General features: G+C 55.4%; 12 protein-coding genes and 1 riboswitch. Of the genes, 4 read left to right on the top strand and 8 right to left on the bottom strand.

What is annotated here, in order from left to right; translation table 11 throughout:
• Positions 1–146 precede the first annotated feature (146 nt).
• Positions 147–338: riboswitch (Lysine riboswitch) on the top strand.
• A 106-nt stretch (positions 339–444) separates the two neighbouring features.
• Together lysC and panS are read left to right on the top strand one after the other, a co-directional pair.
• The gene (gene lysC, locus ABSH60_RS11265) at positions 445–1836 is read left to right on the top strand and encodes a lysine-sensitive aspartokinase 3 (protein ID WP_056776018.1); all 1392 of its coding nucleotides are present in this window, start codon (positions 445–447) and stop codon (positions 1834–1836) included.
• Between the two features lie 90 nt (positions 1837–1926).
• The gene (gene panS, locus ABSH60_RS11260) at positions 1927–2844 is read left to right on the top strand and encodes a ketopantoate/pantoate/pantothenate transporter PanS (protein ID WP_390973973.1); all 918 of its coding nucleotides are present in this window, start codon (positions 1927–1929) and stop codon (positions 2842–2844) included.
• 75 nt (positions 2845–2919) lie between these two features.
• On the opposite strand, the gene ABSH60_RS11255 is transcribed toward panS, so the two are convergent.
• The 7 genes from ABSH60_RS11255 to ABSH60_RS11225 form a co-directional block, all read right to left on the bottom strand.
• Positions 2920–4572 carry a Na/Pi cotransporter family protein gene (locus ABSH60_RS11255; RefSeq protein ID WP_056776013.1) on the bottom strand — a complete coding sequence of 551 codons (1653 nt, stop codon included), beginning with the start codon at positions 4570–4572 and terminating at the stop codon, positions 2920–2922.
• A gap of 15 nt (positions 4573–4587) precedes the next feature.
• Positions 4588–5244, bottom strand: coding sequence for an HAD family phosphatase (locus ABSH60_RS11250; RefSeq protein ID WP_136375665.1), 657 nt, complete (start codon positions 5242–5244; stop codon positions 4588–4590).
• Positions 5241–6233, bottom strand: a complete 993-nt coding sequence (locus tag ABSH60_RS11245) for an ABC transporter ATP-binding protein (protein ID WP_056776008.1) — start codon at positions 6231–6233, stop codon at positions 5241–5243. The genes ABSH60_RS11250 and ABSH60_RS11245 overlap by 4 nt, the downstream gene beginning before the upstream one ends.
• 1 nt (position 6234) lies before the next feature.
• The gene (locus ABSH60_RS11240) at positions 6235–7020 is read right to left on the bottom strand and encodes an ABC transporter permease (RefSeq protein WP_056776006.1); all 786 of its coding nucleotides are present in this window, start codon (positions 7018–7020) and stop codon (positions 6235–6237) included.
• 22 nt (positions 7021–7042) lie between these two features.
• Positions 7043–7885: an ABC transporter permease subunit gene (locus ABSH60_RS11235; protein ID WP_056776004.1), complete on the bottom strand. Its 843-nt coding sequence runs from the start codon at positions 7883–7885 to the stop codon at positions 7043–7045.
• Positions 7886–7911: 26 nt separating this feature from the next.
• A complete protein-coding gene (locus ABSH60_RS11230) occupies positions 7912–8709 on the bottom strand; it encodes an alkaline phosphatase family protein (protein WP_183848295.1) in 798 nt (265 codons plus the stop codon).
• A 78-nt stretch (positions 8710–8787) separates the two neighbouring features.
• Positions 8788–9846, bottom strand: coding sequence for an ABC transporter substrate-binding protein (locus ABSH60_RS11225; RefSeq protein ID WP_390973969.1), 1059 nt, complete (start codon positions 9844–9846; stop codon positions 8788–8790).
• Positions 9847–10048: 202 nt separating this feature from the next.
• On the opposite strand from ABSH60_RS11225, the gene ABSH60_RS11220 reads away from it, so the two are divergent.
• Positions 10049–10759, top strand: coding sequence for a UTRA domain-containing protein (locus ABSH60_RS11220; protein ID WP_056775995.1), 711 nt, complete (start codon positions 10049–10051; stop codon positions 10757–10759).
• A 149-nt stretch (positions 10760–10908) separates the two neighbouring features.
• On the opposite strand, the gene metH is transcribed toward ABSH60_RS11220, so the two are convergent.
• The gene (gene metH / locus ABSH60_RS11215) at positions 10909–14610 is read right to left on the bottom strand and encodes a methionine synthase (RefSeq protein WP_390973967.1); all 3702 of its coding nucleotides are present in this window, start codon (positions 14608–14610) and stop codon (positions 10909–10911) included.
• A 248-nt stretch (positions 14611–14858) separates the two neighbouring features.
• Between metH and iclR the strand changes: the two genes are divergently transcribed.
• Complete coding sequence (iclR, locus tag ABSH60_RS11210) at positions 14859–15701, top strand: glyoxylate bypass operon transcriptional repressor IclR (RefSeq protein ID WP_056775992.1); 843 nt, start codon at positions 14859–14861, stop codon at positions 15699–15701.
• Positions 15702–15812 lie beyond the last annotated feature (111 nt).

The raw sequence follows: 15812 nt of genomic DNA, 5'->3' as shown, positions 1-15812 counted from the left end.
CTGAGAACAATATTAGATGACAATCGCTCAAAATGTGGCGCGCTAAGCCGTCAGACCGTTGACAGACGCGCCATAACCCGTTATTCCTAAGCACCTAACTTACGCATAGCTTATCCCCGAAATCATTCACGTCGCCGGGGTATGCGTGAGCCAGAAGAGGCGCGTCGCCCAGGCAGTGTACCGGAGGAGCCGAAATCCTGCGAAGGTGCATCAGGGGGAGCGGCGCCGAGGTCAGATGCTGACGGCAGGCAGACGATCGACCACAGGGGCTGAATCCTCTGGGTTGTCACCGACATACCCGAAAAAGGGTATTGGCATGGTGGGGCGCTTCTGGGTGTATCGTAGTATCTCTACGTCTGCCCCCGTTTCCCGCTCTCCCCTTGTGCCAATTCTTATGGATTAGCTGGCTGTCACGATGTTGATGGCCCGGACATGAGGTTTTACATGAATTACGCAGCATCCCGCAACGCCAACCCACAGCCTTTTGGCAGCGTCATCGTCGCCAAATTCGGCGGTACCAGCGTGGCGGATTTCGACGCGATGAACCGCAGCGCAGACATCGTTCTTGCGCGCCCTGAAGTTCGTCTGGTCGTTCTCTCCGCCTCTGCGGGCGTCACCAATTTATTAGTCGAGCTGGCCGTCGGTAAAGAAACCGAACGCCGCGTGTTCCTGCTTGATGAAATCCGCCGTATCCAGAATGCCATTATTGATCGTCTCGATAACCCCACGGTTATTCGCGAAGAAATTGGCCGCATGCTGGAAAATATTGCGATGCTGTCAGAGGCGGCGAGCCTCGCGACGTCCACCGCGCTGACCGACGAACTGGTCAGCCACGGCGAACTGATGTCCACCCTGCTGTTTGTTGAAATCGTACGCCAGCGCAATGTGCCCGTGGAATGGTTTGATGTGCGTAAAGTCATGCGCACCAGCGACCATTTCGGCCGCGCAGAGCCGGACACGCAGGCGCTCACCGACCTGACCCTTCAGCAATTGCAGCCACGTTTACAGAATGCGCTGGTGATCACCCAGGGCTTTATCGGCTCGGAAGGCAAAGGCCGCACCACCACGCTGGGCCGTGGCGGCAGCGATTACACCGCCGCATTGCTGGGCGAAGCGCTGGGGGCTGTGCGCGTCGATATCTGGACTGACGTACCGGGTATTTACACCACTGACCCGCGTCTGGTCCCGGCGGCAAAACGTATAGATCGTATTGCGTTTGAAGAAGCGGCCGAAATGGCGACCTTCGGCGCCAAAGTTCTGCACCCGGCCACCTTGCTGCCTGCGGTACGTCGCGGCATTCCGGTGTTTGTCGGCTCCAGCAAAGATCCTTCGGGTGGCGGCACTCTGGTGTGTGATACCTCCGATAACCCGCCGCTGTTCCGAGCGATTGCCCTGCGTCGCCGGCAGACGCTGGTGACACTGCACAGCCTGAGCATGTTGCATTCACGCGGTTTCCTCGCCGACGTGTTTGGTATTCTGGCGCGCCACAATATTTCCGTTGATTTGATCACCACCTCTGAGGTCAGCGTGGCGCTGACCCTCGACACCACCGGCTCGACGTCTTCCGATGCCAGCCTGCTGACCACGTCGTTGCTGACGGAACTGTCGTCACTGTGTCGTGTTGAAGTGGAAGAGAATCTGGCGCTGATCGCCATTATCGGCAACAAACTGTCGCAGGCCTGCGGCGTGGGCAAAGAAGTGTTCGGTGTATTGGATCCGTTCAATATCCGCATGATTTGTTACGGCGCGAGCAGCTATAACCTGTGCTTCCTGGTGCCGGGCAGCGATGCCGATCAGGTCGTTAAAACTCTGCACCGCAACCTATTCGAACAATAACGGGCGCGGTATCTGAGAAGACCGGGCCTTGTGCCCGGTCTTTTTTTTGTCAGTACTTTTGCAAAACAACAAAGACAAGGATCATCCTCAATGTTAGCCATAATCACCCGCCTGTTTCCGCTGTGGGCCGTGCTGTTATCCGTCGCGGCCTATTTTTCGCCGACCACCTTCACGCCCATCGGCCCCCATGTGTCTACCCTGCTGATGCTGATTATGTTCGCGATGGGCGTCACCCTTGAATTCGGGGATTTCAAACGCGTCCTTTCCCGCCCCGGCCCGGTAGCCGCCGCCACCTTCCTGCATTATCTGATCATGCCGCTGGCGGCCTGGGTACTGGCAAAACTGTTACACATGCCTGCGGATTTATCTGCCGGCATGATTCTGGTAGGCAGCGTTGCCAGCGGCACGGCATCCAACGTAATGATTTATCTGGCGAAAGGTGACGTCGCGCTTTCCGTGACCATTTCTGCGGTTTCCACGCTGGTCGGCGTTTTCGCCACGCCGCTGCTGACGCGCTTATATGTGGATACGCACATCAAAGTGGATGTGGAAGGCATGTTGCTGAGCATTTTGCAGATCGTGGTTATCCCGATTTTGGCTGGCCTTATCATTCATCATCTGTTCACGAAAATCGTGAAACGCATCGAACCGCTGCTGCCGCTGTTTTCCATGGTGTGTATCATCGCCATCATCAGCGCCGTAGTGGCCGGAAGTCAGGGCTTTATCGGTTCCGTAGGTTTAGTGGTGATTGTGGCGGTGATTCTGCACAACGGTATCGGTCTGCTGAGCGGGTACTGGGGCGGGAAACTGTTTGGCTTTGACGAAACCACCTGCCGCACGCTGGCGATGGAAGTCGGTATGCAGAACTCGGGTTTGGCCGCGACGCTCGGGAAAATGTACTTCTCCCCGCTGGCCGCGTTGCCAGGCGCCCTGTTCTCGGTCTGGCACAATCTTTCCGGCTCGTTGCTGGCCGGTTACTGGTCGGGTAAACCGGTCAAAAAAGACTGATTTCAGACGCTTAACAGAGCAACAAAAAACGGGCGCCTTCCTCAGCGCCCGTTTTTTTACTCATGAAAGCGGATATTAAACCCGCTTCATATCATCATTCGGTTCACGCTGTTCATCTTCCTGCTCGTCCTGATCCAGCACGTTATACGCGACCGCACAGAACAACGAATTCAGACGCTTCATGTCGCCCAGCAGGCCAAGGTGCAGCGAACTGGTTTCGATACTCTGCACGTTATGCTGATGCAGGCGGTCAACGTGCGCGTGCGCATAACGGCGGTCAAGAATACGGAAACGATGTTTAGAACGGCGCAGACGACGGGCGCTGGTCAGGTCATTCGACAGGAACACCCCGAGGCTAAGACGCAGGTTATCCAGCAGTTTTTCGTGCAGCGCGTCCAGTTCCACCAGCCCTTCAGGGGAAAATGCGCGGCGCGTGGCATGAGATTTCGCCGTAATATCGCCGGTCATGCGCTCGATAATATCGCCCGCCTGCTCCAGGTTGAGCGCCATTTCGATGATTTCAGCCCAGCGGCGTGAATCCTCTTCGCCCAGCCCTTCTTTGTTGATTTGCGCCAGATAAAGTTTGATGGCGGTGTACAGCACGTCCACATCGTCATCGAGACGGCGCACTTCGCGATCCTGTGCCAGTTTGCCGTGCATAACTTCCCGGTTGAGGATCAGCATGTGTTCCACCACGTCGCCCATGCGCAGGGTTTCGCGGGCGGCATTGGCCAGCGCCAGCGTGGGGGTATCAATCGCACTGACGTCCAGATGGCGCGGACGCAGGCGCGGATCGTCTTCCGGCACATCAGCAATCATCATCTCGCACACTCTGGCCATCGGCGCGGTCAGTGGCACCATCGCCAGACAGCGGATCAGGTTGTAGAACATGTGGAAATAGATCACCAGCTCTTCGTCCGGGATGCCCAGCCGCGCCAGTTGCGTCGAGAGCGGCCCGACAAACGGCAGCACAATCACCAGACCAATCAGTTTAAACAGGGTGCTGCCGAGCGCCACGCGGCGGCCCGCCGCATTCATTTTGCTGGCGTTGATCATCGCCAGTAAACCGCTGCCAAGGTTGGCACCGATCACCAGGCACAATGACACTTTCAGGGAAATGACCCCGGTCGCCGTCAGCGTGGCGGTCAGAAGAACAGCTGCCAGACTCGAGTAACTGATGATGGCAAAAACCGCGCCGGTCAGGGCATCGAGCAGCACATCACCGGTCAGCGAGGAGAACAGCACTTTGACGCCCGACGCCTGCATGATCGGCGTCGCCGCGGAAACAATCAGTTCAAGCGCCAGTAAAATCAGCCCGAGGCCAATACCGACGCGCCCCATCTGGCCGGCACGGGTTTGTTTACGGCTGAGGAAAAACGCCACGCCGACGAAGATAAACAGCGGAGAAAGCCAGGAGAGATCGAACGTCAGGATACGCGCCATCACGGCGGTACCGACATCCGCACCGAGAATGATCACCAGCGCAGGTGCCAGCGCAACCAGCCCCTGAGAAACAAAGGACGTCACCAGCAGCGCGGTGGCATTACTGCTTTGCACCAGCGCGGTCACACCAATACCGGCCACGAAGGCCAGCGGTTTTTTTTCTACGCTACTGCTCAGCACACGGCGCAAATTGGCGCCGAAAACACGCATGATGCCGGTACGGACGATGTGCGTCCCCCACACCAGCAGCGAGACAGCAGATAACAGATGAAGAAGGGTTAACACGAAAAAACAGCTCCATTAACGCCAGGCATAGACCGGCCATCCTGCCTGCCGGGCGTGCTGGAGCAGGATGGCGTCCGGATTCACTGCATGCGGCTGACCCACTTTGGTCAGTAACGGCAGATCGTTATGAGAATCCGAATAAAAACTGGCTTGTTGCAGCAGGGATGCGTCCTGATTGATGAGTTCCAACAATCGCGAAACCTTGCCCTCGCGATAGGTCATCGTTCCCCGCGTGGCCCCGGTAAAGCGGCCATGCTGAATGTCTACACCGATCGCCAGCGTTTCCTCAACACCGAGGAAACGGGCGATCGGTCGCACCAGATGCTCACCGGACGCGGAGATAATCACCGTCCGGTCGCCCTGTGCGCGGTGAGTGGCCAGACACTCACGCGCCTGCGCATAAATGCGCGGTGCGATAATTTCTTCTACGTACCGGCCAACCATCGCCGCCACGTCATGTTCACTGCGACCGGTCAGCGGCATCAGGGTACATCGCATGTACTCCTGCATATCCATCTTCCCCACCGCATATTGTTGCATCAGGGCGGCATCTTGTTGCAGGAAAGCCTGTTTATCGGCCACCCAGCCCTGTGCCACCATATACGCTGACCACAGGCTGGAACAGTCGCCGCTAATCAGGGTTTCATCGAGATCAAACAGCGCCAGTTTCATGCAACTTCCCGTAACGTAACAAGATCTAACTGTAGACCAATATCGCTGCCGTCGGCGCGAAGTGAGGCCACAGAACGGTTTAAAACATCCACAGAAAGCTCCACGCCGTGCGCTAAAACGCGATAGCGCACAACGTTACCGAGCAGGCTGTGGCTGAGGATTTTTGCCGGTATCCCTTCAATCAGTTCGCACATTGTGACCGATTCAGGACGAATGGCGACGCGGCCAGTGTAGGTCATGCCGGTCAGCGCCATCGCCTGTTCAGGGCTCAGCAGATTGTAGCTGCCGATAAAACCTGCGGCGAACGCATCGACAGGTTCAGTATACAAGGTTTCGGCATCGGCATTTTGGACGATTTGTCCTTTGTTCATGAGCACAATCCGGTCTGACATGGTCAGCGCTTCTTCCTGATCATGGGTGACAAAGATCGCGGTAAGGTTCATTTCACGCTGTATACGGCGGATTTGTTCACGCAAATGCTTACGGATACGGGCATCGAGCGCCGACAGCGGCTCATCGAGCAGCAACAGACGCGGCTGCGTCACCAGCGATCGCGCCAGCGCCACACGCTGACACTGCCCGCCGGAAAGCTGATGCGGATAACGTTTGGCATAATCGCTCATTTCCACCAGTTCCAGCACCTCGCCGACGCGACGATGCACTTCAGCAGCGGGCAGTTTCTGCATTTTCAGGCCAAAAGACACGTTAGCCTCGACACTCATATTGGGAAACAACGCATAGCTCTGGAAGACCATGCCGATGCCGCGCTGTTGTGGCGGCAATGGCACAATATCCTGCCCCTGGATCAGAATTTTTCCGCTGTCGACGGAGGTCAGGCCGGCCAGACAGCGCAGCAGCGTTGATTTCCCGCAACCGCTCGGCCCGAGGAGGGTCACAAATTCCCCCTCTTCGGCAGAGAAATCAATGTTGTGAAAAATCTGCGTCGGGCCATACGATTTGTTGAGTTGAGTGACCTGCAAATATGACATATCAGCTCTTTCCTTTGTTCAGCATGTTCGCCACCCAGGTAAACATCAGGACGACCATAAAATAGGAGATGACCAGCGCGCTGGTGAAATGGCCGCTGCCATTACGCATGTTGTAAAGATAGACCTGCACCGTTTCATAACGGCTGCCTGCCAGCAGGTTGGCGAACACGAATTCACCAATCAGGAAGGAGAATGAGAGCAGGACTGCGATCATCCCGCCTTTGCGTAAGTTCGGTAAAACCACCAGCAGCGCCGCTTTCCAGGTGCTGGCTCCCAGCAAATGCGCGGCGTCCATCAGGTCACGCAGATTGATGGCCTGCATGTTGTTGGAGATGGCGCGATAGATAAACGGCAGCGCGATAGTGAAGTAACAGCCAATCAGGATCCACGGCGTCCCGGTGAGGGGAAAAGGGTCGCCGGAGTAGAGCTGCATCAGGCCGACGGAGGACACCACCGGCGGCACCGCAAACGGCAGCAGGATCAGGATATTCATCAGCGCATCGAGCTTAGGGAAATAGTAAGCGATTACAAACATCAGTGGCAGGATCAGCACCAGCGAGAGGAAAAGGGTGCCGAAACACACCAGCAGCGAGTGCCAGAGCGCGATAAGAAATCGCGGATCACTCCATAACGCCACCAGCCATTTCAGCGTAAAACCGCTTGGCAAAATCGTCGCGCCCCACTCCTGCACCAGCGCATACACCAGCGTCGCCAGCAGCGGCAACATCAGTAAAATCAGTAAAACCCAGATCACCACACGGTGGTAAATTGCTTCAGACCGCGACATGTTACGTTCCTTTTTCCGGCAATCAGCTGCGCTGACTGAGATAACTTTTACGCAATAACCACTGATGGATCAGCGTGATAAAGGCCATCAGCACCACCAGTAACATCGCCAGCGCACTGCCCATATTGGGGTCGAGGGAAATATCGCCGGACACCAGCGCGGCAATACGCACCGGTACAACGTTAAAATTGCCGGTGGTCAGGGCATACACCGTGGCGTAGGCGCCGAGTGCATTGGCGAGCAAAATCACGAACGTCCCCATCAGCGCCGGAAACAGTACCGGCATACCGATGTAGCGCCAGTAACTCCAGCGGCCGGCCCCCAGCAAAGCGGCAGACTCCCGCCAGTCTTCACGCAGCGCATCGAATGCCGGGTACATCAGCAATACGCCCAGCGGGATCTGAAAATAGGTATAGAGAACGATCAGTCCGCTTTTTGAATACAGATTGAAGTTTTCCATCAGCCCGTATTTTTGCAGCAGCAGGGTCAGGCAGCCGTTAAGACCGAGCAGTATCACAAAGGCAAAGGCCAGCGGGACACCCGCAAAGTTACTGGTCATGTTGGTAAACGACATCACGAAGTCATGCAGCTTTGTCGGGCCGAGCTGGCGAAGTGAGTAACTGCCCACTAACGCAATCAGCAAACCGTAGACGCTTGACCAGATCGAAATATCCAGCGAAAAACGCATGGCCTGCAGATAGAACGGCGAGGTCAGGATGTCGGTGTAATTTCCCAGCCCCCAGGCTTCATAGGTTTCACTGTAAAAGCTGCTGACCGCAATCCAGGCCAGCGGCGCCAGCTGAAAGGCAATGAAGAACACCAGAAACGGCAGCATAAACAGCGCTGCAATCCACTTAGCTTTCATCGGGTATCCTTTAAAAGTGACGGGATTCAGGCCAGTAATGCCGCGCAGTGTGGCTTATCGTGGGCAATATTGAGGATCTGACAGAGGGTTCCGCACAGCTCAGTTTGCAAAGGCGCGGCGTCTTGCAAGCTGAACGCACTGCCGAAAACAAATAACGGCACCTGGCGCTCTTCCGGCAAAATGCCGCCGTGGCTGCGATCGTCGTTCATGCCGTGGTCTGCGGTGACAATGACCTGATAACCCGCATCGAGCCAGTCACCCAGATAGCGTGACAGGATGCCGTCTGCCGTCCGCGCTTTGTTGCGGTACTGAGGCGTCGACAGACCAAATTTATGCCCGGCGTCATCAATGTTCATCGGGTGGATCAGCAGGAAATCAGGATCGTGGCGGCGGCGCAGACTCTCGGCATCGTCGAACAAGTGCGAATCCGGGTAGACGTCGTCGTAATAAAAATGACCGTGCTGAATAGCCAGCGTGTCATCGCTGGTATGACGGTCTCTCGGCGGGTCGAACGGCGTGCGGTTATACAACTCGCTGACCCAGTGATAGGCCGCAGCCGCCGTCGTCAGACCGGCGTCGCGGGCATAATGAAAAATACTGCGCTGTGTGGATAACCGGTCAACCTGATTATTCACAATGCCGCTCATCACCGGCGTGATGCCGGTGAGGATGCACTCATACAGTGGCCGGGACAGCGAAGGCAGTGCACATTCCAGCGGATACAAGCGGCCGCGTCCTGCGGCACACTGCGCCTGTAAATACCCCATTGCGTCGTGGCCGACCTGATAATTCAGGCCGTCCAGTACTACCAGAATGCTCTTCATGACACGTTTGCCTTTGGTGCAGGTGTTGTAATGAAAACAATGCTTTCGCTGTTCGCTTTTATTTTATTGATCCCACGCTTACTGCTGCATATTGATCATGACGTTTTCCTGCCACAGGCGAGGCAAGGTTTTAGCGCTCTTATCCCAGGCAGCCGTATCCGCAATCGGACGCGCATTTTTGTACTCGCTCGATGGCAGCAGTTTGGCTTTCACATCATCAGGCAGGGTGATGTGGTCGGCACGGATCGGACGGGCATAACCCTGCGCTAAGTTGATCTGGCCTGCATCAGAGAAGATGTATTCGCGCGCCAGTTTGGCGGCGTTCGGGTGTTTGGCGAATTTGTTGATGATGGTGGTATAGCCGGAAGTGATGGAACCATCAGATGGGATCACCACGTCGAAGCGGGTTTTGTCGATTTTGTCGCGATAGCTCAGACCGTTGAAGTCCCAGACCACACCGACCTGCACTTCACCTTTTTCCAGAGAGGCAATCACCGGGTTAGTGAGGCTCAGACGCCCTGCTTTCGCCAGCTTGCCAAAGTATTCCAGCCCCGGTTTCAGGTTAGTTTCGTTACCGCCCATGGCGTAAGTGGCCGCCAGCACGCCGTTGGCGGCCTGCGCTGCGGTGCTCACATCGCCGATAGTGACTTTGTATTTACTGTTCAGCAGATCGGCCCAGCTGTGCGGCTCATCTTTCACCTGAGATTTATCAATGATGAAAGCAATGGTGCCGGTGTAAGCGAGTGCCCACATACCTTCTTTATCTTTCGCCCAGTCCGGCACCTGATCCCAGGTGGTCGGTTTGTAAGGCTGGGTGACGCCCTTCTGCACCGCTACCGGCCCGAACGCGGCTCCTACGTCGCCAATATCTGCGCTGGCGTTGTCTTTTTCCGCGAGGAATTTGGCGATTTCCTGCGCCGAGCTCATGTCAGTATCGCTGTGTTTGAGGCCATATTTGGTGCTCAAATCACTCCAGGTTCCCTTCCAGTTCGCCCAGTCATCAGGCATACCGACGCTGTTTACCGTTCCTTCAGCTTGCGCCGCTTTCACGAGTTCAGCAGGAGGCTCAGCGGCAAAAGCGGCAGAGGTGGACAATACGAGCGCGCTGGTTAACACAGAAGCGAACAACTGTTTCATAACGGATGCTCCAGATGGTAGTGTGTGAAGTGCTGGTCTAGTCCAGCAAGAACCAAGCCAATCTAACGATCAATTGTGATAATTATATGTCAGCGTGAAAAAGCAGCAGTTTTAAGCTTGCAGCTGTTAACGGGCGCACATTATTTACACAGTAAAGGGTCGGATTGGTGCAAAAACGCACTGAAATGAGGCTTGCTGACCGATGGGTGAATCGCAGACGACCGTTGCCGTGATTTGTAAGGCGTTAAGTGAAAGTATCGCAACGGGGGCATTTTCAGCCGAGGGAAGGCTGCCTTCTGAGCGCGCGCTGAGTGACCACTTTTCCACAACCCGCATCACGCTGCGGGAAGCATTGGGCCAGCTCGAAGCGCAGGGGCTGATTTATCGCGAAGTCCGGCGCGGCTGGTTTGTGTCACCGCCGCGCATTGTTTATAACCCGTTGCAAAGAAGTCATTTTCACGCGATGGCGAAAGATCAGGGGCGCGATGCGCAAACCGAAGTCATTGATGCCAAATATTGCGTAGCCAGTGAGACGGTCTGCCAGAAGCTCCTCTTGCCATCAGGGAGTGAGGTGATTTGTATCCGCCGGTTACGTTATATCGACAAGCGCCCCGTTTTGTATGTCGAGCACTACCTTAATCCGCTGTATTTTCAGGGTATTCTCGACGCCGATCTCACGACATCTCTGACAGATTTATACGCTGCCCGTTATGATATTCATTACGGACGCGTCCGTTTTGATATGGTGCCCACGCTGCTGTCCGAGCAAGCTTCACGCGCGCTGAGAGTCGCCTCCGGCAGTCCGGCGCTGTTTATTACGCGCACCAACCGCGACCAGCACGATCGGGTCATCGACTGCGATCTGGAATACTGGCGCTATGACGCGCTGCACATTGATGTAGAAGTGAATTGATTTCAGTGGGCAAAAACACTGCCGGGATACCCTGGATCATTCGGGATGAATCAAGGCGGCAACTGAATAAACCCCAGTCACTGACTTTAGAAAGTGACTGGGGTTCGTGATGGCAGCCAACGCAGAGTCAGCCTGAAGGATGACGGGTATTAGTCGGCGTCGTAACCCAGATTTGGCGCCAGCCAGCGTTCAACTTCGGCGACCGGCATATTTTTACGCGCGGCGTAGTCTTCGACCTGATCGCGCTGGATCTGCGCCACGGCGAAATATTTGCTGTCCGGGTGGCTGAAATACCAGCCAGAAACTGCCGCTCCCGGCCACATCGCAAAAGATTCGGTCAGTTGCATGCCTGTGTTAGCTTCCACATTCAGCAACGTCCAGATCTGACCTTTTTCCGTATGTTCCGGACAGGCCGGATAACCCGGCGCCGGGCGTATTCCCTGATAATTCTCGCGGATCAGCTCTTCATTGCTCAGGTTCTCGTTGGCCGCAAAGCCCCAGTACACCTTACGCACTTTCTCATGCAAATATTCCGCAAAGGCCTCCGCCAGACGGTCAGCCAGCGCTTTGATCATGATTTTGTTGTAGTCGTCGTGCTGCCTGTCATAGGCCTCGGCCAGCGCGTCTTCCTCCAGCCCGCCGGTCACGGCGAATGCGCCCATGTAATCTTTCTTACCGCTGGATTTCGGGGCGACAAAGTCAGCCAGGCAGTAGTTGGCGAAATCGGTTTTTTCCGTTTGCTGGCGCAGATGATGGCTGACAACCAGCACATCCTGACGACGCTCATCGCTGTAGATCTCAATATCATCGCCCCTGCGGTTTGCCGGGAACAGGCCGACAACGCCACGCGGGTTGAGTAATTTCTCTGCGGAGAGTTTATCGAGCAGGTCATTGGCATCTTTAAACAGGCGTTTCGCCTCTTCGCCGACCACTTCGTCTTCAAGAATGCGCGGATATTTTCCGGCCAGCGACCAGGTCATAAAGAACGGCGTCCAGTCGATGTAATTGCGCAGCGTTTCAATGCTGGCTTCCACTTTCTGTACGCCCAGACGGTGCGCCACCGGCGGCGTGTAGCTTTCCCAGTCAATGGTGGTGGCGTTATCACGCGCGACCTCCAGACTGACCGGCTGCGTGCGTGGCTTTTTACGGCCATGCTGAATACGCACAGTGTCGTATTCTTTGCGCGTACGCTCTATGAAAGGGTCGCGCTGTTCATCGGACAGCAGCGCAGACACCACGCCCACCGAACGCGAGGCGTTTTGTACATAGACCGTCGGGCCGCTGTAGTTTTGCTCGATTTTAACGGCGGTGTGCGCTTTGGAGGTCGTTGCGCCGCCGATCAGCAGCGGCATTGTGAAGCCACGTCGCTCCATCTCTTTGGCCACGTTCACCATTTCATCCAGCGAAGGTGTGATCAGGCCGGAAAGCCCGATGATATCGACCTTTTCTTCGATGGCCGTTTTCAGAATTTTGTCAGTCGCGACCATCACGCCAAGATCGATAATCTCGTAGTTATTGCACTGCAACACCACACCGACGATATTTTTGCCGATGTCATGCACATCGCCTTTGACCGTAGCCAGCAGGATTTTGCCGTTGGTTTTGCCTTTCTCTTTGCTGGCTTCAATGTATGGCTCGAGGTAAGCCACGGCCTGCTTCATCACGCGGGCGGATTTCACCACCTGCGGCAGAAACATTTTACCGGCGCCGAATAAATCGCCCACCACGTTCATGCCGTCCATCAGCGGCCCTTCGATCACTTCAATCGGGCGCGCAGCCTGCTGGCGGCACTCTTCCGTATCCAGTTCGATAAACTCGGTAATGCCTTTAATCAGCGAGTATTCGAGACGTTTTTTTACATCCCATCCGCGCCATTCGGCCTGCTGCTTATTGGCCTCCCCATCATCTTTATTGCCGCGATATTTCTCCGCCAGATCGAGCAGGCGCTCAGTACCGTCGTCGCGCCGGTTAAGGATCACGTCTTCAACGGCATCGCGCAGTTCAGCCGGGAGATCATCATAAATGGCTAACTGACCGGCGTTAACAATCCCCATATCCATACCGTTCTGGATGGCGTGATAGAGGAAAACGGCGTGAATGGCTTCGCGAACGTGGTCATTACCACGAAACGAGAATGAGACGTTGGAAACACCGCCGGAAATCAGTGCGTGCGGCAGCTGCGCTTTGATATCTGCGCAGGCCTCAATGAAATCGACAGCATAGTTGTTGTGCTCTTCGATGCCGGTGGCGACCGCAAAAATGTTCGGATCGAAAATGATATCTTCCGGCGGAAAGCCGACTTTCTCTGTCAGCAATTTATAGGCACGACGGCAGATTTCTATTTTGCGTTTGCGGGTATCCGCCTGCCCGGTTTCATCGAAGGCCATCACCACCACGGCGGCACCGTAGCGGCGAACCATGCGTGCATGATGCAGGAAAGCTTCCTCGCCCTCTTTCATGGAGATCGAGTTAACAATGCCTTTTCCCTGAATGCATTTCAGGCCCTGTTCTATGACGTTCCATTTGGAGGAATCGATCATGATCGGCACACGGGCAATATCCGGTTCACCGGCAATCAGATTGAGGAAACGCACCATCGCCGCTTCCGCGTCGAGCATTCCCTCATCCATATTAATATCAATGATTTGCGCACCACTTTCCACCTGCTGGCGGGCGACGGCGAGCGCTTCTGCGTATTTTTCTTCTTTGATCAGCCGCTTAAAACGGGCGGAACCGGTCACGTTAGTTCGTTCGCCGACGTTCACAAACAGCGTTTTCGCATCGATGGTCAGCGGTTCAAGCCCGGCCAGACGACAGGCAACCGGAATGTCAGGCAGAACGCGCGGCGGCACGCCTTCAACGGCTTTCACCATCGCCGCGATATGCGCGGGCGTGGTGCCACAACAGCCACCGACGATGTTCAGAAAGCCCGAACGGGCCCACTCACCGATGTGCTCCGCCATTTCTTTGGCTTCCAGATCGTACTCACCAAAGGCGTTCGGCAGACCGGCGTTCGGGTGGGCGGTGACGTAGCATTCCGCAATACGTGATAGTTCGGCGACATATTCGCGCAGTTCATCCGGCCCCAGCGCGCAGTTAAGACCAAAGGTCAGCGGCTTAACGTGACGCAGTGAGTTGTAGAAGGCTTCGGTGGTCTGGCCTGATAAGGTTCGTCCGGAGGCGTCGGTGATGGTGCCGGAAACCATCACCGGCAGCACGATGCCCAGTGCTTCAAATTCAGTTTCAACCGCAAAGGTGGCAGCTTTGGCGTTAAGCGTGTCGAAAACGGTTTCGATCATGATCAAATCCGCGCCACCTTTAACCAGCGCGCGGGTAGATTCCCGGTAGGCTTCGACCAGTTGATCAAAAGAGACGTTGCGATACGCCGGATCGTTCACATCCGGGGAAATCGAGGCGGTACGGTTAGTCGGCCCTAACACACCGGCCACATAACGCGGTTTGTCCGGCGTGCGGGCGGTCCACTCATCGGCGCACTGGCGCGCCAGCCGGGCCGCTTCGTAGTTAATTTCAGCTGACAGCGATTCCATATGGTAGTCAGCCATCGCGATGGTGGTGGAGTTAAAGGTATTGGTTTCGAGGATATCGGCGCCAGCAGCCAGGTAGCCATTGTGGATCTCGACGATCACTTCAGGTTTGGAGAGCACCAGAAGATCGTTATTGCCTTTAAGATCGCTTTCCCAGTCAGCAAAACGTTCGCCACGGTAGCCCTCTTCTTCCAGACGATAGCTTTGGATCATGGTGCCCATGCCACCGTCCAGAACCAAAATGCGCTGTGCCAGCTGCTTATGTAGCGCCTCTACTCGATTAGTCACTTTCACCTCATCACCCATCACGCACACCCGGCAAATTGTTCATTTCTGCGCCGGAAATTATGGTCAACATCCTAGCATACCTTCCCCGGCCAAAAGGCCGTGCCGACGTGAGACTTTTTCAATTCGGGAAGACATCCCGCAAATAGCGTGCAACACATCGGATGAGCGCAAAGGCAGGTTGCGATCCATACTGTAAAAACGAAAACCAATTCCAAAAACGATTTTTTCTTTGCCAGTCTTTGGCGCATCTTATAAGGAACAGACTCATGGCAACTTCCGCATCCACTCCGGCCAAACGTGTTAAAAAACCTAAAGCCGCTGCCGCGACAGGCAGCGCCGCCACCGGGCAGGTGCAATCCCTGACACGTGGACTGAAATTGCTGGAATACATTGCCGAAGCTCAGGGCAGCGTGGCGCTGACTGATCTGGCACAGCAGGCCGGTTTACCGAATTCCACCACCCACCGTTTGCTGACCACCATGCAACAGCAGGGGTTTGTTCGTCAGGTCGGCGATTTGGGTTTGTGGACCATAGGTTCACATGCCTTTGTGGTGGGCAGCAGCTTCCTGCAAAGTCGTAATTTACTGGCGATGGTGCACCCGATGCTGCGCCGTCTGATGGAGGAATCTGGAGAAACGGTGAATCTGGCGGTACTGGATCACAGTGATTATCAGGCGATCATCATCGATCAGGTGCAATGCAATGCGCTGATGCGCATGTCCGCCCCCATCGGCGGAAAATTACCGATGCATGCTTCGGGCGCGGGGAAAGCTTTTCTTTCCACGCTGCCGGAAGAGCGGCTGGTGAAGTTGCTGCATAAAATCGGATTGCACAGCTATACGCCGCTGACCAAAACGTCTCCGGTAAACCTGAAACAGGAGCTGGCCGACACCCGTAAACGTGGGTATGCCTTTGATGATGAGGAACATGCACTTGGCCTGCGCTGCGTGGCGACCTGCATTTACGATGAGCATAATGATGCGTATGCCGCTATTTCGATTTCAGGCCCGATCTCGCGCATCACCGACGATCGTGTGACCGAGTTAGGTGCATTAGTTATCCATGCAGCGAAAGAAATTACGCAAGCCTATGGCGGTGGTAAGCATTAAAAGAGAAAATAGCGGGGTAGCAAATGGGCCGAAAGGCAGGCTACGGATTTTCAAGGACAGTCAGGATAACCTCTGTTTTTGAAAAATAGCACCCGTGTTTTATAAGGATAT

It is taken from the genome of Rahnella sp. R3(2024), from assembly GCF_042920125.1.
In the GTDB taxonomy this organism is placed as follows: Bacteria; Pseudomonadota; Gammaproteobacteria; order Enterobacterales; family Enterobacteriaceae; genus Rahnella; species Rahnella rivi.
The sequence above is the reverse complement of the archived record's forward strand: the minus strand, read 5'-3'. Positions and strand labels throughout refer to the sequence as shown.

Coding starts and splice junctions, on each gene's coding strand:
- ABSH60_RS11250 (WP_136375665.1), bottom strand. CDS start 5,244: ATGAAACTGGCGCTGTTTGATCTCGATGAAACCCTGATTAGCGGCGAC.
- ABSH60_RS11235 (WP_056776004.1), bottom strand. CDS start 7,885: ATGAAAGCTAAGTGGATTGCAGCGCTGTTTATGCTGCCGTTTCTGGTG.
- ABSH60_RS11230 (WP_183848295.1), bottom strand. CDS start 8,709: ATGAAGAGCATTCTGGTAGTACTGGACGGCCTGAATTATCAGGTCGGC.
- panS (WP_390973973.1), top strand. CDS start 1,927: ATGTTAGCCATAATCACCCGCCTGTTTCCGCTGTGGGCCGTGCTGTTA.
- lysC (WP_056776018.1), top strand. CDS start 445: ATGAATTACGCAGCATCCCGCAACGCCAACCCACAGCCTTTTGGCAGC.
- ABSH60_RS11225 (WP_390973969.1), bottom strand. CDS start 9,846: ATGAAACAGTTGTTCGCTTCTGTGTTAACCAGCGCGCTCGTATTGTCC.
- ABSH60_RS11220 (WP_056775995.1), top strand. CDS start 10,049: ATGGGTGAATCGCAGACGACCGTTGCCGTGATTTGTAAGGCGTTAAGT.
- metH (WP_390973967.1), bottom strand. CDS start 14,610: ATGGGTGATGAGGTGAAAGTGACTAATCGAGTAGAGGCGCTACATAAG.
- ABSH60_RS11245 (WP_056776008.1), bottom strand. CDS start 6,233: ATGTCATATTTGCAGGTCACTCAACTCAACAAATCGTATGGCCCGACG.
- ABSH60_RS11240 (WP_056776006.1), bottom strand. CDS start 7,020: ATGTCGCGGTCTGAAGCAATTTACCACCGTGTGGTGATCTGGGTTTTA.
- iclR (WP_056775992.1), top strand. CDS start 14,859: ATGGCAACTTCCGCATCCACTCCGGCCAAACGTGTTAAAAAACCTAAA.